At 41.0% G+C, this 19,344-nt stretch carries 15 protein-coding genes; 9 read left to right on the top strand and 6 right to left on the bottom strand.

The window, feature by feature from the left end; genetic code table 11:
• Positions 1-223: 223 nt before the first annotated feature.
• Positions 224-2,059, bottom strand: a complete 1,836-nt coding sequence (thrS, locus tag HWQ44_RS15880; RefSeq protein ID WP_292720182.1) for a threonine--tRNA ligase — start codon at positions 2,057-2,059, stop codon at positions 224-226.
• A 591-nt stretch (positions 2,060-2,650) separates the two neighbouring features.
• On the opposite strand from thrS, the gene HWQ44_RS15875 reads away from it, so the two are divergent.
• The 3 genes from HWQ44_RS15875 (at position 2,651) to HWQ44_RS15865 (ending at position 3,963) form a co-directional block, all read left to right on the top strand.
• Positions 2,651-2,968: a DUF2605 domain-containing protein gene (locus HWQ44_RS15875; RefSeq protein WP_292720180.1), complete on the top strand. Its 318-nt coding sequence runs from the start codon at positions 2,651-2,653 to the stop codon at positions 2,966-2,968.
• A 325-nt stretch (positions 2,969-3,293) separates the two neighbouring features.
• On the top strand, positions 3,294-3,623 hold the full coding sequence (locus HWQ44_RS15870) for a DUF2973 domain-containing protein (protein ID WP_104905415.1): 330 nt from the start codon (positions 3,294-3,296) through the stop codon (positions 3,621-3,623).
• A 187-nt stretch (positions 3,624-3,810) separates the two neighbouring features.
• Positions 3,811-3,963 carry a hypothetical protein gene (locus HWQ44_RS15865; protein ID WP_292720184.1) on the top strand — a complete coding sequence of 51 codons (153 nt, stop codon included), beginning with the start codon at positions 3,811-3,813 and terminating at the stop codon, positions 3,961-3,963.
• A 301-nt stretch (positions 3,964-4,264) separates the two neighbouring features.
• Here the strand turns inward: HWQ44_RS15865 and HWQ44_RS15860 are convergent, their stop codons facing one another.
• On the bottom strand, positions 4,265-6,556 hold the full coding sequence (locus HWQ44_RS15860) for an amylo-alpha-1,6-glucosidase (RefSeq protein ID WP_292720177.1): 2,292 nt from the start codon (positions 6,554-6,556) through the stop codon (positions 4,265-4,267).
• A 1,258-nt stretch (positions 6,557-7,814) separates the two neighbouring features.
• Between HWQ44_RS15860 and HWQ44_RS15855 the strand changes: the two genes are divergently transcribed.
• The 3 genes from HWQ44_RS15855 to trpE all read left to right on the top strand — a co-directional run bounded on the left by HWQ44_RS15855 (position 7,815) and on the right by trpE (position 12,213).
• Positions 7,815-9,824, top strand: a complete 2,010-nt coding sequence (locus HWQ44_RS15855; protein WP_292720176.1) for a DICT sensory domain-containing protein — start codon at positions 7,815-7,817, stop codon at positions 9,822-9,824.
• A 181-nt stretch (positions 9,825-10,005) separates the two neighbouring features.
• Positions 10,006-10,428, top strand: a complete 423-nt coding sequence (locus HWQ44_RS15850) for a photosystem I reaction center subunit II PsaD (protein WP_292720174.1) — start codon at positions 10,006-10,008, stop codon at positions 10,426-10,428.
• Between the two features lie 255 nt (positions 10,429-10,683).
• Complete coding sequence (gene trpE / locus HWQ44_RS15845; protein WP_292720171.1) at positions 10,684-12,213, top strand: anthranilate synthase component I; 1,530 nt, start codon at positions 10,684-10,686, stop codon at positions 12,211-12,213.
• A 146-nt stretch (positions 12,214-12,359) separates the two neighbouring features.
• Here the strand turns inward: trpE and HWQ44_RS15840 are convergent, their stop codons facing one another.
• The 3 genes from HWQ44_RS15840 to HWQ44_RS15830 all read right to left on the bottom strand — a co-directional run bounded on the left by HWQ44_RS15840 (position 12,360) and on the right by HWQ44_RS15830 (position 13,261).
• Positions 12,360-12,623, bottom strand: coding sequence for a hypothetical protein (locus HWQ44_RS15840; protein ID WP_292720169.1), 264 nt, complete (start codon positions 12,621-12,623; stop codon positions 12,360-12,362).
• 120 nt (positions 12,624-12,743) lie between these two features.
• Complete coding sequence (locus HWQ44_RS15835) at positions 12,744-12,983, bottom strand: hypothetical protein (protein ID WP_292720167.1); 240 nt, start codon at positions 12,981-12,983, stop codon at positions 12,744-12,746.
• 65 nt (positions 12,984-13,048) lie between these two features.
• Positions 13,049-13,261 carry a high light inducible protein gene (locus tag HWQ44_RS15830; RefSeq protein ID WP_292720165.1) on the bottom strand — a complete coding sequence of 71 codons (213 nt, stop codon included), beginning with the start codon at positions 13,259-13,261 and terminating at the stop codon, positions 13,049-13,051.
• A 710-nt stretch (positions 13,262-13,971) separates the two neighbouring features.
• Between HWQ44_RS15830 and HWQ44_RS15825 the strand changes: the two genes are divergently transcribed.
• From HWQ44_RS15825 to HWQ44_RS15815, 3 genes are all read left to right on the top strand, one after another.
• Positions 13,972-14,934 carry an orange carotenoid protein N-terminal domain-containing protein gene (locus HWQ44_RS15825; protein WP_292720163.1) on the top strand — a complete coding sequence of 321 codons (963 nt, stop codon included), beginning with the start codon at positions 13,972-13,974 and terminating at the stop codon, positions 14,932-14,934.
• Positions 14,935-15,379: 445 nt separating this feature from the next.
• Positions 15,380-16,582 (top strand): PD-(D/E)XK nuclease family protein, encoded by a 1,203-nt coding sequence (locus HWQ44_RS15820; RefSeq protein WP_292720160.1) that lies wholly within the window; start codon positions 15,380-15,382, stop codon positions 16,580-16,582.
• A gap of 196 nt (positions 16,583-16,778) precedes the next feature.
• Positions 16,779-17,366: a Uma2 family endonuclease gene (locus tag HWQ44_RS15815; RefSeq protein ID WP_292720158.1), complete on the top strand. Its 588-nt coding sequence runs from the start codon at positions 16,779-16,781 to the stop codon at positions 17,364-17,366.
• 2 nt (positions 17,367-17,368) lie between these two features.
• Here HWQ44_RS15815 and HWQ44_RS15810 read toward each other — a convergent pair whose 3' ends face one another.
• On the bottom strand, positions 17,369-19,300 hold the full coding sequence (locus HWQ44_RS15810) for a hypothetical protein (protein ID WP_292720157.1): 1,932 nt from the start codon (positions 19,298-19,300) through the stop codon (positions 17,369-17,371).
• Between the last annotated feature and the right edge of the window lie 44 nt (positions 19,301-19,344).

The raw sequence follows: 19,344 nt of genomic DNA, 5'->3' as shown, positions 1-19,344 counted from the left end.
TTCTTCTGCTTAATTTTTTGTTACATACTTATAAAATTTCACCACGACTTACTTAAATACGTTGCGTAAGCCTACCCTTCGGGAAGCAAGCTAGGCGTAGCGTCTCATAGAGAAGCTCGTCGTAGACATCGCACCTTTGCTAAAACCTACCAGCTAGCCAATAATCTGAGCTACTAGACAAAACGCACACCAATTATAATTAGTGTGCGTCTGCGGTTAGATTTTAGAAATTCTCGAACTTAGCGATCGCATCCTTCATCTTATCCACTACCTCATCAACAGGGATAACTCCCAATTCCCCAGAGGCGCGGGTACGGATACTCAAGGTGTTGGTTTCCACTTCCTTCGCTCCTACCACAGCCATCACGGGTATTTTTTCTTTCTCTGCATTGCGAATTTGTTTACCCAAGCGATCGCCACTAGTATCAACTTCTGCACGGATGCCTAACGCTCTCATCTTCGCCACCACATCTTTAGCAAAGTCTAGCTGTGTATCACCCACAGGCAGTAATCTAGCTTGCACTGGCGCTAACCACAAAGGGAAATCACCCGCATATTCTTCAATTAAGATCCCAATCAACCTTTCCAGTGAACCAAAAGGCGCACGGTGAATCATCACTGGGCGTTTGCGAACCCCGTCTTCGGCGACGTATTCCAACTCAAAGCGTTCTGGCAAATTGTAATCTACCTGCACAGTTCCTAATTGCCACTCCCGATCTAGGGCATCACTAAAGATAAAGTCAAGTTTTGGCCCATAAAAAGCCGCTTCTCCAATACCTTCAAAGTGTTCCATCCCCAAGGTTTCAACTGCACGGCGAATTGCACCTTCGGCTTTGTCCCAAACTTCATCTGAACCGATGTACTTATCACTAGCAGGATCGCGGAAACTGAGTCTAGCTTTAAAGTTCTTCAGTTGCAGACTATTGAACACCGACAAAATCAAATCTACCACACTGAGGAATTCGCTATCTAGCTGTTCTGGGGTAACAAACAGGTGAGAATCATCCACAGTAAAACCGCGCACCCTTGTTAAACCGCCCAATTCCCCTGATTGTTCGTAGCGGTAAACAGTACCAAATTCCGCCAAGCGCATCGGTAGTTCCCGATAAGAGCGCAACTCACTCTTATATATTTGGATGTGAAAAGGGCAGTTCATCGGCTTCATGACGAAACCCTGTTCCTGTGCAGCAGCTTCCTGATCATCTGCCATTAAAGGGAACATATCTTCTTTATATTTCTGCCAATGTCCAGAGGTTTTAAATAAATCTACTCTGGCAATGTGAGGTGTTACTACAGATAAATAACCCCGTTTTACCTGTTCTTGCTTCAGGAAGTCTTCTAAAGTACTCCGCAACAGAGTCCCCTTTGGTGTCCACAAAGGTAAACCCGGCCCTACTAAATCAGAGAATATAAATAATCCCAGTTCCTTACCCAGTTTCCGGTGATCTCGCCGTAGCGCTTCTTCTTTGCGTCGCTTATATTCAGTGAGTTGTTCTGGGCTTTCCCAGGCGGTGGCATAGATGCGTTGTAATTGGGCTTTAGTTTCATCCCCACGCCAATAAGCGCCAGCAACGCTTTCTAGTTCAATTGCTTTCGGGTTTAATTCACTGGTATTTTCCACATGAGGCCCCGCACACAAATCCCACCATTCATTTCCCAGGTGGTAAATCGTGATTGGTTCCTCTTTGATATCTGCCAGGATTTCTAGCTTGTAAGGTTCCTTAATTTCCTGAATCCGGCGTGCGGCTTCTTCGCGGCTGACTTCTTCCCGAATTACTGCCAGTTTGCGATTGATAATCTTCACCATCTCTTTCTTGATGGCTTTGAGATCGTTTTCGCTAAATGGTTCTGGATTGTCGAAGTCATAGTAAAAACCGTTTTCAATCCAAGGGCCGATTGTAACTTGTGCCTTGGGAAACAGCTTTTGTACTGCCATTGCCATTACGTGGGAAGCAGTGTGGCGAATCTTTTTTAAGTTTTCTGATTCGCTGGTACGCGGTAAATAAATTTTTTCAACTTGTTCTGACTGTTCTGACTGATTTGATGAATTTGGCGACATTGGCTGCTGAACCGTTGGCGAAGTGATTACAAAAGTTGATTTATCTGAATCTGTAGGCTTATTCAACTATAGCGACTTTGGTTTTTGCCAGTTAAGCTATCAAGAAAAAATTCAGGAGTCAGTCATCAGAACTCAGAAAGAATTGAATTCGATGGTTACTGGGCGCTCACGTCGAAGTACTGGCGTAATGAATAAAAGGGTTTAATACTCCGCTAAATATGTTTTCTTGAATGGTGTTTCTAGGTGGCGGGTTTGAATCCCCCACTATTTTGATTCTGAGTCCTAAATTCTGACTCCTGAATTCTTCTTCAATCAAAGATAAAGATAAATTTTTGATTTGTTACCTGAGTGGCAAATTCAGGATTGCCTGCGATCGCGAAATTATCTGATGAATTGCAACTTGGTGTTATATATACCTATAGATCCCTCTCCAAAGGCACTGTACAAACCCAATATCAAGACTATATAATAAATTTTGTGCCCTTTGTTACAAATTTTCATATCTGAGAATTATGAGAAAAACCAAAAAAATGTTAAGAAACGTAAACAACGTTAATATTAGTAAGCAAGTTTGAAATATGCCTCTCGTTTATGCCAGACTCAAATTTACCAGGGACAGAGTTGTTGAAAACGGTTTTAGATCCGCTGCTGGATGATTTTCAGCATTGGTTTACGCGATCGCGCCATTTACTCGAAACTGAGGAACTATCATTTATGAGTCACCAAGAGCAATCTGACTTGCTCTTGCGGGTTAAGCAAGCGCAGGATGAACTAAATACGGCAAGGATGTTATTTAATGCAACTGATAAACAAGTCGGCATTGATATGGCAACCTTAATGCCTTGGCATGAATTAGTAACAGAATGCTGGAATGTCGCAATGCGCTTTCGTCAAGGACGTGAAGTCTAACCAGCAACTGAGAGTATCTGCTAAATTTCGGCAGATTAATTAGCGATGTCTCAATACTAGCCAAGGAAGCGTCTACGCAAGATGGTAAATCAGTCGTTAAAGAGATAGTAAAAAAATCTTAACAATTTCTTAACATTATCTGGATTAACAAAATAATGTATCCTATGCTACCGTAAGTGGAATAACGGTTGACAAATAGCTTCATATAAATGTAAGCGCATGAAAAGTGCGTAGAATACTCGTCTTAAACTGTGAGTCACAGGATCGGCGAAACAAGGCGTTACAAAATAAAGTTTTAAAAATTGCTGCTCTGGAGGAAAATCCAATGTTACATCTGCTTTACATTCTTGCTTTTACAATCCTTGCATTTATAGCTGTTGGCAACTTAATCCGTAACCTGATTATGTTCAGTTTTGATCGGGAGCGAACTTACCCGACAAATTCCTCGCCAATGAATAACCAAGGCAACTATGGTTATTATTCATCAAAAAAACAGTTTGTACCCCATCCAGAGTTATTAGATAGCGCTGGAAACTTAATAAAAGAGCCACTTTTGGTAATGCGTTCGATTAACGTTGAAGATGCGCGTCAACACCTCGATGCCCTTTACGAAGCATCCCCAGGACATAAAAGAGAAAATTCAGAAGAAGCATAACGTAGAGACGTGATTAATCGCGTCTGTTAACAGTTTGGGTGTAAATGATTATTGTTTTTACATCCTTAATTTTTTTATGAGAAATTTATTACTATCCTGAAATTTGACGCGATCGCATCGCTAGGCTGAAAAGTTAACATTGTGTTATTCTCGGCTCGGAAAGCGGCACGCAAGAAATGTGAATACTATGAAAGCTGAAGTATTAAAAAAGCGACTCGATAAAAGTCGTCCAACAACGGTGACAATTCAGATTCTCGAAGATGTGATTGAAGATTTGAAGCGAGTATCAGCATTGTTAGGGTTTTCTGGTTATCAGCCATTAGTTCGTAATTACATCTAACAAGGACTTCGAGGTGATCTTGAGCGACTTGAGGGTGATACTGGTTACTAGCATAGAATAACCGTTACTAATGAATGCACTCCCATTACGCAATTCTATTGCTCATGGCTTCAAAATTACACAACTTATGCAAAATTCTGTCTCTGAATTAATCGAGCTTACAGAGCAGCTTTTGAGAACTCTACACACTGGCGATGAAGCAGGCTAACACTGGATTGTTGGAGTGGATGGCACTGCGCGACGATCGCACCAATCATAAAATAGGGAGTAGTAAATTAATTCCCTACTCCCTACTCCCTTTCTAAGCTTCAATAACTACCCGTAAATTGCCCCGTTTTTTCGCAACGCGACAAGCAGTAGTAGTCCCAGAACGCTCGAATTCTAAATCGAGGATGGTGGGGCCGACTCGCAAATTATGAAATGACAGGCGATTAATCGATTCTGGCAAAGCGGGGTCGATTATTCGCAAGCAGTTATTTTGAGCATCAGGTACCAAGTTCACCATCATTTGCAGTAGTTGGAAAATACTGCCCGTAGCCCAAGCTTGGGGAGTGCAAGCAACCGGATACTGCACAGGAGCATTATCACCGTTCCGTTCGTAGCCGCAGAAAAGTTCTGGAGGGCGTTGGTAGGGTTGCTGCTCAGTCATGTCGAATAAACCTTGAAATATTTCCAGGGCTTGATCTATAAGACCGAGCGATCGCAATCCCATTGCAATCAGAGCGTTATCATGGGGCCAAACTGAACCAATGTGATAACCCATCGGATTATAAGCGGGTGACAAACTACTCAGAGTCCGAATGCCCCAACCATTAAACATATCTGGTGCCCGCAACCGTTCTGCTACACTATGAGCTTTTTCGTCTGTGAAGAGTCCCAAATGCAGACAATGACCAGGATTTGAGGTAATACTGTCTACTGGCTTGCCATCTCCATCCAAAGCCAGAGCGCAGAAATCTTGATCTTCCACCCAAAAATCTCGATTAAACCGAACCTTAAGATTTCTGGCCTCTTCTTGCCAACGATCTGCCAAATCAAGCCGCTTCTTCATCCTAGCTATTTCTGATAGGCGCATTTTTGCAGCATAGACGTAAGCTTGCACCTCACAGAGGGCAATTGGGCCGTTGGCTAATTCTCCCTTGCGGTCTACGATACAGTCGCCAGAATCTTTCCAGCCTTGGTTAACAAGACCGCGTTTGGATTTACGGAAGTAGCTGAGGTAGCTGGTTTCTTTGGTATTGCGATCAATCCACTCCATTGCCGCTAGAGCATTGGGCCAAAGTTGCTCTAGGAGTTCTCCATCGTGAGTCCAGGCATAATGTTCGGCATAGAGCAGCAGCCACAAGGGAGTAGCATCAACTGTACCGTAGTAAGGTGTATGGGGAATTTCTTGACAACGAGCCATTTCTCCCAAACGTAACTCGTGCAAAATCTTACCGGGTTCTTCTTCGCGCCATTCGTCATCGATTTTACCTTGATATGTCGCAAGTAATATCAGGGTCTCCTTGGCGATTTGCGAGTTTAACATCAGGCTTTGAGAAGCTGTAATCAGCGAATCTCGCCCAAATAATGTCGAAAACCAAGGCACTCCAGCGGAAACAGTCTTATGCTTACCAAAAGACTGGCGCAACAAATACATATCTTGTTCAGCCCGCTCAATCACTCGATTGAAGGTACTCTTATCTGAGCTAATGCGGGTAATTTGTTGTACCCAGTTTTGCTCCTCCATCCACTCCGCGGCTTTCGCCTGTCCTAAGGTCGTGGCGGCGCTCACGGTTGAACTGGACTGGTTATTTCTCAACATATTCACTCGGTAGCCCAGTTTTTGAGTTTCGTGAGAAGCCAACTCAAGCTGCCAAACCGCAGTGTAACCCTTAAAATAGTCTGGTTGCCGATGCTGGAATAAAATCCGGGATTCCATCACCGAGCCATCCAGACCTTGATAGGCGAGTGTTAAGGATTCTTCTCTAGAGGCAGATGGCTCTTTAGATACTGGTGTAACGCCATCGACCTGAGAAAATGTTCCGTCCTCAGCCGTCGGTTCTACTAGACGTAAAAGCCGACCTCGTTTTTCTCTGTCATAGCCCCGGACTTCAAATAAATCAACAAAATCTGCATCAAAGCTGATGGTTAGTTCAAAATTGACAGTAGTTGTGCTGTAGTTAGATACTTCTATTTCTTCAAATAGTGCCCCATTCAGCACGATTTCTCGGCGAATTCCGATAGTCTCGGCTTTCAGGCGATCGTCGATTCTGGGGGTAGTACACAAAACTGAGAGTGAAAATCCTTTCTCAGCAGTACTACTGAGGAGTACAGGCGATCGCCCTTCAATTTGCAACTCCAAGCGATTCAGAAATCTCGTATCACAACAAAACAATCCCATACTGGGATTACCATCGTTGATGGAACAACCAGAAATGTTCCCGATAGTATCTGTCACAAAAAATAAATCATCATCTTTAACCGTCAGTGTCGGTTGCGATCTTTCACTCACAACACAAGGCCACTCCGGGATAGGTAATTGTTCGGCAGGAATAAAAGTTTTTCCATCCAGGAAAATTCTTTCCGTAGTCATTAGCGTATCCGGTGTCATTAGCCAAAGTTCCGTGTACAGGTCTATATTTTTGTGGTCTTTTGAGTAGAGGTGTCTCTTACGCAAGAAGCAGAGAGGCAGAGGGGAAAAAATAAATTTTCTTGCTTTGTCCCAAAGCAAGAAAATTTATTTGGGTCGAAAAAAGAAAGATTTGTGTCGAGACACGTAGTGCAAACAAAGAATAGCGTCTCGTAGAGAGACAAAAGGTTCAAAACCAGAGACCCCAAAGCTTCATCAGTTATCCTGCCATGCTTTTAAGTATGGGGTTTCCCCTCTGCCCCCATCCTCTCTCTCATCAGTATAGGTTTTTCAAATTCAGTCGGGAAAGCTGATTTTTTCGCTCTAAAATTTCTCCCTGCATCTTTACATCAATCAAAACGCAAAATCTAAAAAACCTACACTTGCCCCCATCCTTTCTGCTTCTTGTTGATCCTCACAACTGACGAAAAAAAGACACTCTCTAAAACTCGTTTGAGCCATTCGAGCCAAAATAATCCTGACATACTGCTGACAAAAAAATAGCAGCACTCATATCCATATAAGCAAACATTGATAAATTTACATTTTATAAGTGTGAAGTCAAGACTGAAAACTGAGGATTTTGAGAGAATTCATTAGTCATTGAACTTTCAAAGACAGAAGATATATAGTATACTCAGCAAAAATGCGAAATTCACAGTTTTTATTGGGTATAGAGAGCATTTATTCTTTACTATTATACGATTTTGTCTTAAATATCTTGGGTGTTTGATTAGACTAATTTATCATAATCAATTCATTGATTAAATTTAATCACTAATTATGGATTAAATTATGTGAATGTCGCAGTCATAATTTTTGCGTAAGAAAATTTCTTTAGTGAGTATAAATCAACGTCGGCACAGTAGGCGATGTCTACGACGGACTACGCCAACGCCTAGACTCTGCAATCAATAATCCGTGATTATTAGTGAACACAGTAGTTAAAACCAGACGATAATTAGCATTTTAGTATTTACTCCTGAAAGATTTTGCCTGTGTAGGCACATAGTAAAGTTAGTTGAGAATGTATATTGGGCCTAGTAGGTTGTCAATCAACCAATTAAGTTCTAGGCAATCCTCCTAGTTGGTAACGAAGTGTTGCGCCTGCTTTGGTGAAAAGCGCTTTTTAGCGTTCTTTACATATTGCAACTGTCTATTTAACTTGAGAGTCCCTTGGAATTTGTACAATGCAGCTGTGACGTGGATCTGATCGAGGTTGAGCGTTTAACAATAATTCATGAGCATTTCGACTTCTGTGCTGAGTGATCTGCTAAAGTCCCTACCCTACTTGCGGCCCCAGCTATATTTTAAGGCTTCATTAACGGCGCTCTCCCACGCGATGGAAGATCAAGTTTTGGCTGCGACTTTAGCTCGACCCCTTGTAATTGCTAGTTTCCAGCGAGAGCGATTCTACCGCCAAGAAGCTCATCGCTACCAGCGACTTGCTTTGCGAAGTAATCAAATATACGTGCTATCTGCTCCAGAAACGGATTTCACCAACAGTTCGGAACATTACGAAAAAGTGGCTTTTGAGCCAACGGATGGCTTAAGTCAGGAATGGCATTTGGTAGTGATTGCTGACAATTACGCTACTTGTCTGGTTTGCCGGGAAAACCTTAGTTCTATTGCCAAAAACAAGCAACTACCAGAACTAAGCCCTAATCTGGATATAGACACAGCGCGAAGATTTGAGGGAATTTGGACATCGGAAAGGGGAGTTAGTCTCAAAGCAGCCGAATTGCTGTTAGATCGGATTTTGGTTTACAGACCAGAACTGGCAAGTAAAATTCAAGAGGCATGTCAAAGGTTTGGCATAGGGGAGCCGCGAAACCACTCTGGAGCCGAACAGGTAAACGAGTATGCCTGTGATATTGATACAGATCCCTTTGTGCAGCGCTTAGTAACTTATTTGCAAGCTAGTCAGTACAAATTGCACAAAGCCTATCGTTCAATTGCTGCCCAAGCACGAAAAGAACGATTAGTCAACTCAATTAGTACTGCCATTCGGCGATCGCTCGATCCTCACGAAGTTCTGCAAGTGGCGGCACAAGAATTAGGGCAACACCTAGAAGCTTGTCGCTGTTTAATTTACCGCGCTCAAGCCACGGATAGCCAAGCCATAATTGAACACGAGTTTTTGAATCCTGGTGTTTTATCTGTTTGTGGGCAAACCTGGGAGTTAGAGAAAAATTCCCTATTTCGGGACATAGTAGAACAAGGCGAAGGTGTTTGTGTGAGCGATACGCTGAGTGACCCTCGCGTGACCAATTCGCCAGGACTTTCCATGATCGCCAAAAAGTTTGCCATTCGTTCTTGGCTGATGGAACCAGTATTCTATCAGGGACGATTATTGGGCATTGTGGAGTTACACTATTGCCGGATGCCACCGCACGAGTGCCAACCTGGAGAATTAGATTTGGTAGAAGCGATCGCTACCCAAGTAGGAGCCGCTCTCATCCAAGCGGAAGCTTACGCTAACCTCGAAGAACTTAACCAGCAGCTAGAAGCCCTAGATCGCACCCGTAGCAACCTCATCGCCATTACTGGACACGAACTGCGTACCCCCCTATCCACAATTCAAGTGTGCCTAGAAAGTCTCGCTAGCGAACCGGATATGCCTTTGGAGTTACAGCAGGTTATGCTCAACACCGCTCTTTCCGACTCAGAGCGGATGCGAAAACTGGTACAAGATTTCCTCACTCTGTCTAACTTGGAAAGCGGTCGGGTGGAATGGCATCCAGAATCTCTCAGCTTACAAGAGTGTATAGATTTGTCACTCAGCCGAAATCGCACGCGTTCCTCAACGGAAAAACCGCCCCAAATCAAGACTCAAATCGCCGAAAACCTCCCTCTGGTCAGAGCCGATGGTGATTGGCTAGTAGAGGTACTGGCAAAACTCATGGACAATGCTTGTAAATTTACGCCACCCGAAGGAGAAATCATCATTAAAGCGATTCACAACAGCCATCAAATGGTCGAGGTGACTGTAGCTGATACCGGACGTGGCATTGAACCGAATCGTTTAGAAGTAGTTTTTGACCGCTTCTATCAAGAAGAAGGAGCGCTACGCCGCACCACTGGCGGAACTGGACTTGGTTTAGCAATTTGCCGTCAAATTGTTAATGGCTGGGGTGGGGAAATTTGGGCAGAGTCAACTGGGAAAGACCAGGGTAGTCAGTTTCACTTCACCATCCCAATTGTTCAGAATAGCCAACAGGAAAAGCGGACAAAAGTCAAGAGTAAATAAGTATTGGGCATGGGGTATGGGGCATGGGGTATGGGGCATGGGGCATGGGGAATTGGTTTTTAACAAATGACAAAGGACAAAGGACAAATGACTAAAAACTGTTACAGTCTATGACGCGATCGCAATATGATCCTGGTTGCGGTGTTAGGATTCCCTAAAAACGTTGAGAGAATCAATCTTTATGGCAGAAACACTCTCTGGACAAACCCCACTATTTGCTGGCAGCACTGGTGGCTTGCTAAACAAAGCAGAAGTGGAAGAAAAGTACGCTATCACTTGGACTAGCCCGAAAGAGCAAGTATTTGAATTGCCTACAGGTGGTGCTGCTATTATGCGGAAAGGTGAAAACCTGCTGTATATAGCTCGTAAAGAATATGGCATCTTTTTGGGCGGTCAGCAACTCCGGAAACTCAAAATTACAGATTACAAAGTTTACCGGATTTTACCCAACGGAGAAACTACTTTACTTCACCCAGCCGATGGTGTATTCCCTGAAAAGGTGAATGAAGGTCGTGAAAAAGTGCGTTATGTCCCACGCAGCATTGGGCAAAACCCCAATCCATCACAACTCAAGTTCAGTGGTAAAGCTACCCACGACGTATAGGGACTAAGGACTGGGGACTGGAGAGCAGAGGAGCAGAGGAGCAGAGGAGCAGGGGGGAAGTTACAGGAAATCTTTCCCCTCTGGGCCCTATTACCTGTGCCCCTCTGCTTCTTGTACCCCATGCCCTTCAGGAGTGCTGTTAGCGGTAGCGGGGCGTTTAGCCCGTGCTGAGTTAGGAGTTATTATTTCTCCTCTGCTCCTCTGCCCCCCTGCCCCCCTGCCCCTCTGCTTCTTATGCCCCATCCTAAACAATCTATGGTATTCCCCGATTTCTCCGAGTTTTCTCAGCTAGCTCTACAAGGCAACTTCGTCCCGGTATATCAAGAATGGGTAGCGGACTTAGATACGCCCGTATCCGCTTGGTATAAAGTCTGTGCAGGTCAGCCCTATAGCTTTTTGTTGGAATCGATAGAAGGCGGGGAAAAACTGGGACGCTATAGTTTAGTGGGCTGCGATCCGGTGTGGGTTTTGGAAGCAAGGGGCGATCGCACCACCCAAAAAAACCGCGATGGTTCGCAGGTCGTTTTTGCAGGCGACCCTTTTACAGCTTTAGCCGAATGTTTAGCACCTTATCACCCAGTGAAATTACCACAGCTACCGCCAGGAATTGGCGGTTTGTTTGGGTTTTGGGGCTATGAATTAATTCGCTGGATTGAGCCGCGTGTACCAATTTATCCACCAGATGAGCGAAATATCCCTGATGGATTGTGGATGCAGGTAGACCACCTATTGATTTTTGACCAGGTGAAGCGGAAAATTTGGGCGATCGCCTACGCTGATTTACGTGACCCTAATGTAGATTTCAAAGCAGCATATCAACAAGCTGGCGATCGCGTCACCCAAATGCTCGAAAAGCTATCTCTACCTCTATCGCCGGAAAAAACTCGATTGGAATGGAATCCGCCAGGGAGCAGGGGAGCAGGGGAGCAGGGGAGCAGAGGGGCAGAGGAATATAACAGTAATTTTACCCGCCCTGATTTTTGTGCCAGCGTTGAGAAGGCGAAAGATTACATTAAAGCAGGTGATATTTTTCAAGTAGTAATTTCTCAGCGACTATCAACAACATACACAGGCGACCCTTTTGCCCTTTATCGGTCGCTACGTCAGATAAATCCTTCGCCTTACATGGCTTACTTTAACTTCCAAAATTGGCAAATTATCGGTTCTAGTCCCGAAGTGATGGTGAAAGCCGAAATAGATTCAGATGGTGAAGTGATAGCAACGGTACGGCCAATTGCCGGGACACGTCCACGGGGTAAAACCACTCAGGAAGATGCAGCCTTCGCTCAGGATTTACTCCAAGACCCCAAGGAAATAGCCGAACACGTGATGCTTGTGGATTTAGGGCGAAATGATTTGGGGCGTGTTTGTCAAAGTGGTAGCGTCAAAGTTGATGAATTAATGGTAGTTGAGCGCTACTCTCATGTAATGCACATTGTCAGCAATGTTGTGGGTAAATTAGCGCTTGGTAAAACAGCATGGGATTTACTGAAAGCTTCCTTCCCAGCAGGTACGGTCAGCGGCGCACCCAAGATTAGGGCGATGGAAATTATCCACGAGTTAGAGTCTAGTCGTCGGGGTGTTTATTCCGGTGTGTATGGATATTACGATTTTGAAGGACAATTAAATACTGCGATCGCAATTCGCACAATGGTGGTACATGATAAGACGGTAAGCGTACAAGCCGGTGCAGGTTTGGTAGCTGATTCGGAGCCAGAGAAAGAATACGAAGAGACGCTGAATAAAGCTAGAGGTCTATTAGAGGCGATTCGTTGTTTGCGTTGAGGTGGGGATTGGGGACTGGGGACTGGGGACTGGGGACTGGGGACTGGGAAATTTATTACGAAATTTGGGATGGCTCAGAGCAAATTCCATAATTTTCGGCTCTTTACCCAATCCCCAGTCCCTAATCACTTTTTCTGCCTGTATAGTTACTCTTGCGTAAAATTAATTGCACACTGGTTTTTATTGGTTAATTGTAAAACCGGGCTTGATATAAGTACAGTAACAGTTCGATCTGCTGTATGAGCATCCAGACCAGACTTTAAAAGTTGATGTACCAATGCCCTTCTATTTTGAATTACATAGGTTTTACTTTGAACTGCAAGATGTTTGGAAACAATTTGTGCTACTTCTAAGCCCACGTATCCACAATATCGTGACAAATTAGGAAGCTTTATAAATCCAATCAACATCAAACTTTTTCCAAAGCTAAATAGAGTTTTTTAGAAGTGTTGAAAATTCAAAAGAAGTCCTGGTATCCAAATCCCAGATATCCATTGCAGTTACTACACATTAGAAATGAACAAACTTGCTCATCCTAATTGGCTAAAGTAAGTCGCCCAAAGAATTCCAGTTACACCAATAGAAATTAAAAGGTGAGTGAAAAATCTGCCGAACTCTATTTCTTGTCCCAATCCCTTGTCGTCTTGACCGGCAGTGAAAAACAATGACCAGGCTTGATTTGCATTGATAATCTCAAAGTTGTTGAAATTAGGTCTAAAAACAACAGACCCAATTAAATCTTTTTTTGGATAATCAAAATCAGTTTTCATAAGTTTGCCTCTAAATTGTTTTATTTGTCAAGTGAAGAAAATTCGTAAATATCAAAGTGTCTTTTCTAAAGGTTGGTTACCAATCCAATCAAACCGTGTCCGGTGAAAACTTCTAAAGCTATGAGTGAGACAAAACCAATCATTGCTAAATGACCATTGAGTTTTTCGGCATATTTAGTGAAGCCTATCCGTGGGGTTTCATCAACATAAACCTTGGGTTCAATCGCAAATCTGTTAAGTTGACCGCGTTCGTTAATAGTAAAACCTTTACCTGTCATTTTTTACTCTTTGTTTTTGTTATCTGCAAATCAATATAAATTATTGTAAATATTTTTTCCAACTACTTGACACAGTAATAAAAGTAGTAAAAACCGTACAAAGTAAGTAGGGGATTTCGGATTTGTGCGAGAAGTTGGCGATGTCTACAACAGGCTGTGACGCTCGGTCGCCCTTGGCATCTTCCCAACTCTGACGCTACGCGAAGGGAGATGACTCGCTAATGCTGCGCTATCAGTGACCCATATCCGCTAAGAATTGTTTAGGGAAATTTGATGCCTGTAGAAACGCGCAATTACTCTTGAAAATGAATACACACAAGAGTACCAATTGCATTTAATCTGACTTAAAAAAAATTATCGTATGCATAAGCAAAAATTATCAATCTCTGACTGAGAAAGTATTGCTTATTTGTAACGAACTTGTTATGTTTCTTTACATAAAGATATAAAAGCAGCATCAATGCGTTAAACCACTGTTAATCAAGGCTTTCTAAAGAACTATGCAGTTGAGGCTGCAATGTGCTTTGCCAAGTATCCAAACTCAACAGCATCACTATGCCTTTAGTAGAGCTATGTCTACGATGGGCTGTTTAGTTATGCAAAAACTGCTGAGTGCCTTTATTAACAGCTAAACGCATTTCTCCTCCGTCTTTACACATTTGATTTTTCACATTCGATAGAACTGTAATTTTCTTTTTGGAATTTCTGCTATGTCTTTTACCATCCAGTCGGCTCAAAGTATTTTTCCCGGCACCCTAGTTGCTGACCTTGTTCCAACCGTTGTCGAATCATTCTCTAAGCTCAATGCTGAAGATCAACTAGCATTACTTTGGTTTGCTTATACCGAGATGGGTAGAAGTATTACAGTTGCGGCTCCTGGGGCAGCCAACATGATCCTGGCGCAAGGCTTACTCGAACAAATTAAGCAAATGCCTTTTGAGGCTCAAACGCAAGTCATGTACGATTTGGCTAACCGTGCTGACACTCCCCTCTGTCGTTCTTATGCATCCTTCACCGTGAACATCAAGTTGGGCTTCTGGTATCAGTTAGGAGAATGGATGGCCCAAGGAATCGTTGCTCCGATCCCAGAAGGTTATAAGCTTTCTCCTAAAGCTGCCGACGTGTTGCAAGCAATCCGCAATGCAGATTCAGGTCAACAAATCACCATCCTACGCAATACCGTACTCAATATGGGATTTGACCCGAACGCGCCTGGTAGTTATAAAAAAGTTACAGAGCCTGTGGCCCCTCCCACGGCACAAGCGTTTCGGACTAAAGTTACCATTGAGGGCATCAACAATCCTACGGTGCTTGGCTATATCAACAACATGAATGCCAATGACTTTGATGCTGCGGTTGCTCTATTTCTTTCTGAAGGTGCTTTGCAACCTCCCTTTGAAAGACCAATTGTTGGTCAAGATGCAATCCGTGCCTATATGCGTGAAGAATGCCAGGGATTGAAGATGATCCCAGAACGTGGTATAGCGGAGCCTGTGGAAGATGGCTATACCCAAGTTAAAGTTACCGGCAAAGTCCAAACCCCTTGGTTCGGTGCTAGTGTGGGAATGAATATTGCATGGCGGTTTTTGCTAGATCCCCAAGGCAAAATCTTCTTTGTAGGGATTGACTTGCTGGCTTCTCCAAAAGAACTGCTCAACCTAGTACGTAAATAGAGCGCTAGATTAGTCGCTGATCGTAGGGTGGGTACTAGCTACAACCTAAAAATAAGGATTCAAGCAAAAGGTAAGCAATGCCCACCCTAAAAAAATTGCTGCGATCGCTCTTGTAAGTAACCAAGGAACGTGGATTAAATAAAATGCAAAACTTCATGCTTTCCCTGGCTTCCCTCTCCTTTATAAGGAGAGGAATTGAGGGTGAGGTAAGTCCCGGACATAAATTGTATGTTATTTAATTCTTATTTCTATTTGGATTTGAGATTTTACTGATTTTCCTTGGCGCTAGCGATTCTGCGAACGTCTAAGGATATCCTCCATAAACCAAATTTCATTTTCTTGTTCCAGTTGCAGTGCCTATTTCTTAATCTACAAGAGTAAATTTTGCTGAATTTCTGGGAATAATACAACTGTCGTACCAGTAAAAAATTCAGTAGTAATGACAATGCCCCCCACAGAACGAGTATTGCTGGAAAGTTTGATTGTTGATAATGAAGACTTAGAAAAACTGGAATTAAAACTCGCTCAATTTAATATTTTTGAGGCGATTGGTGTAGTTCGTCAAGAATTACGTCATTCAAATTTTTTAGCATTTCTGTTAAATCCATCTGAAAACCATAGACTTGATGATATTTTTCTCAAGCGATTTCTTAAGCGAGTGCTGTTAGAAGTGTATGAGCCTACAGACGAAAAGTATACAAAAGTTAGTCCCGTTGATATAGATATAGCTGATTTTACAGATGCTGATGTTAGACGTGAGTGGCAAAATATTGATATTCTCATACACTCTCCTCGCAATAAACTAGTATGTGCGATAGAAAATAAAATTGACGCTGGAGAAGGTATACATAAATTAATAAAATATCAAAGGACGGTTGAGCAAGAATTTAAAGATTGTCGAGCAATTTTAATTTATTTAACACCAGTAGGTGATCCGCCATCTCAAAAGAATTGGAGAATATATAACTATTCTAAAATAGCTGAGATAATCGATAGCATTTGTATAAGCTATAAATCTACAATTGGTATAGATGTTTACACCTTGATAACTCATTATTCTACATTAATTAGGAGACATATTGTGAGTGATTCAGAAGTCGCTGAACTTTGCCGTAAAATATACACTAAGCATAAACACGCTCTAGATTTAATTTTTGAGCATCGTCCAGACTTACAATCAGAAATTGCTACAAGAATTCACGAATTCCTAAATCGAGAGATTGACTGTCAAAAAATATCTGTATATTTTTGGAGTAAGGGATACATAGGCATCATCCCTAAAAAATGGGAACAGAATAAGTTACCCTTGAGTTTTCAATTTGAAAATTATCCTCAAGGCTTAATAGTAAAAGTGCTAATTTATCCTAATGAGGATAAATACATACGCGAAAAAATACATGAAATATCCCAGAAAAATATACCTCCTTTTAAGAAGAAAACCTTAACACCAAAATGGACAACTATTTACACAAAATCTGTTCTCAATCCTAAAGATTATGAAGATGCTGATCTTGAGGAATTAATGAATAAAGTGCAGGAATCTTGGCGGCACTTTATTAAAAATGACTTTGTAACTATCGAGAATATAATTAATACAAATATAGATGAGAGAATCTGTAAAGATATCTCCGTTCATCCTGAATCCTAAAGATAAAGTTTAGCGATCGGATCAATCTTACCTTACAAAGAGCGATCGCTGCCGAAAATCTTATACTAGTACAGCTTTATACTGAAGACTTTGACTCTATGTCAAGCAGATTTATGTTGATGCGATGTCTACGACGGGCTATGTCTACGCACCCCACACAGCACTACACTAGAAAGTAAGATGTAGACAATAGCCTATGAACGCCACAACAACCACTTTCCCTTCTACACTCAAATTGAAAATCGATTTGACTGATGAGCAATTTTTCCAGATGTGTCAGAAAAACCGCGATTATCGATTTGAGCGTACAGCATCAGGGGAATTATTAATTATGCCACCTACAGGTAGTGATACTGGTAACCGTAACTTTGATATGGTTGTTGAATTAGGAATCTGGAATAAACAGACTAAATTAGGCAAAGGTTTTGACTCTTCAACTGGTTTCACTTTACCTAATGGTGCAGAACGTTCTCCTGATGTTTCTTGGGTAAAAATTGAGCGATGGAATGCTTTAACCCCAGAACAACAAGAAAAATTTGCCCCCATTTGTCCTGATTTTGTAGTAGAGTTGCGTTCTCGTACTGATTCTTTGAAAGAATTGCAAGAGAAAATGCAGGAGTATATCGAAAATGGTACTCAATTAGGCTGGTTAATTGACCGGAAAAATAAGCGAGTGCAAATTTACCGTTCAGGTAAAGATGTAGAGATATTAGACAATCCTGCTAGTTTATCAGGAGAAAATGTACTACCTGGATTTGTGTTGGATTTACAGCAGATTATGTAATTTTATTGATTAGGATAGATATAGCGCATTTCAAAGCGACTTTGTTCCCAAAGTGGTAGTAAAGCCTGTTTAGCAGCATTTAACTGAGCTTGTGAAAAAGATATTTTACCATTTTCTATAATCCAAATAAATATCCGAGTTATTAAATCTGCCTTGAAACTATTCTCGTATTCACTATTATTTATTCTTAATACTTGTTTATCTAAGCAATCTATAGCATATTTAAAAGTCAAGTTTTTCCAGTCTGTGGAATTGCTATAATTTTCTTCTGGCGTATTTTTCCACTCAACTCTCCGCAAATTTCCGAAAATATAGTCTATACCTGTTATAGAAGAATCTGTATTACGCACTAAATTTGTATAGGCTTGGTAATATGGTTTCAATAGCGAAGCTGCAATATTTTCCACATGGATATGAAGCCAAGATTGTATATCACGAAGATAAGGTACTAAATCTCCAATATTATCAATTTCTTTGATCAGCGCACGTTCACTTCTGTAATTTGTTATTTTTGCTAGCAATTCAGATTCAGATAATTGGGATTTTTTTGAGTAATAATTAATAACCTTGGGAATATATTTATCTAATAACCACTGTTTGGTATATCTAGCTGTCCAAGTTCCTCGTACTCCAATATCTTGCTGCCACAAGCCAAATTTAGCTCTTTCAATAGATTGTAAATTGATATTATTTAGTTCGTAGATTATATTAACTTGATTGCTAGGTAATAAAGATAAATCTCTGTCAAATTTTGGGAAGATAAATGTATGGTCGCGAATTCCTCGACTCACTCGAATTGATATATTTTCTCTATGAAATAGATGCCATCCTGATTTACCTTTCTTATAATCAAATTCCTTAGCAAACTGCTGCATCAACTCCCATAACTCTTGTTTTACAGAAAATAGCATAAAACCGCGAACTTCTGAAAACTTTATAAATTTAAAATCCCATGTTTCTAGAGTATTCTCAAATTCAATTATTAAATTTTGATATTTATGACAAATTTCATCAACACACAAACACAAGTCTGTTGCTTCTAATTTTGATAAAATGACTGTTATTTGACCTAAATTTACTATAAAATTATCTTTATCTAGTTTTTTCAAAAAACGACGACAATCCCAATCTGGCTGGGTATGTAATCCTGTCATTAATTGACCTAAAATATCTTGATGATTTAAGTGAATTTTTAAACCTTTAAAAAGAATACTACTGAATTCTATTTGACAATTACCTTCTCCAAAAGCTTTGGGTAAATTACAGGCGATCGCAACTTTCGGTTTCACAACAACTAAGCGGTAGCTTTCTCGCATTATCAAAGGCTCAAAATCACCTTTTTCTAAAATATCCTGAAAATCTGGATAGCATTGGATAATTTTTTCTATTAAGTCATATTTAGTATGTATTAAACCTGCTGTATTTTTATCGATGTTTTTAACTGAATAAAAATTTAGTTGATTATAAAAATTTGAAGCAGTGTTATTATTCCTCAATTCATCTATATTTATATCAAATACCAATTCTTCTCTATAGTCATGTAGGCGTTTAAAAATCTTTATTTTATATCCGTTAGAGACAATAAAAAACAGTGTATTAAAATGATTACTATAAAATCTAGTTTGCTCAATAGCATCATTTAATTTAGTTTTTTCTGGTTCTAGTGCTTTTATAAAAATTAGTGACGTATCTGTATTCTGCTGCTTAACATTATCTGTTGCAAAATAAATCTGAGCATTTTCGTAATTTATATCATAGTTTCCTGATTTATTTTTTGCAAAATGGTATTCATTATGACATTTTTCTGGATAACAGAGATAGTGAAACATTGGAAAAATAAACTTTTCTTTTACATCATCTTTGTTAGATAAAACACGATGGTCAAAACCTTGTATCCATGTGATGAATTGTTTAATTGACTCTGGAATAGTCATCAGATAATCTACCTGCTTATATAAATTTGCTATGCCTTATTTTG

The sequence above is a fragment of the Nostoc sp. JL34 genome (genome assembly GCF_017114945.1).
Classification (GTDB): domain Bacteria; phylum Cyanobacteriota; class Cyanobacteriia; order Cyanobacteriales; family Nostocaceae; genus Nostoc.
Note: the sequence above shows the minus strand (reverse complement) of the source record. Positions and strands in the feature narration are given on the sequence as shown.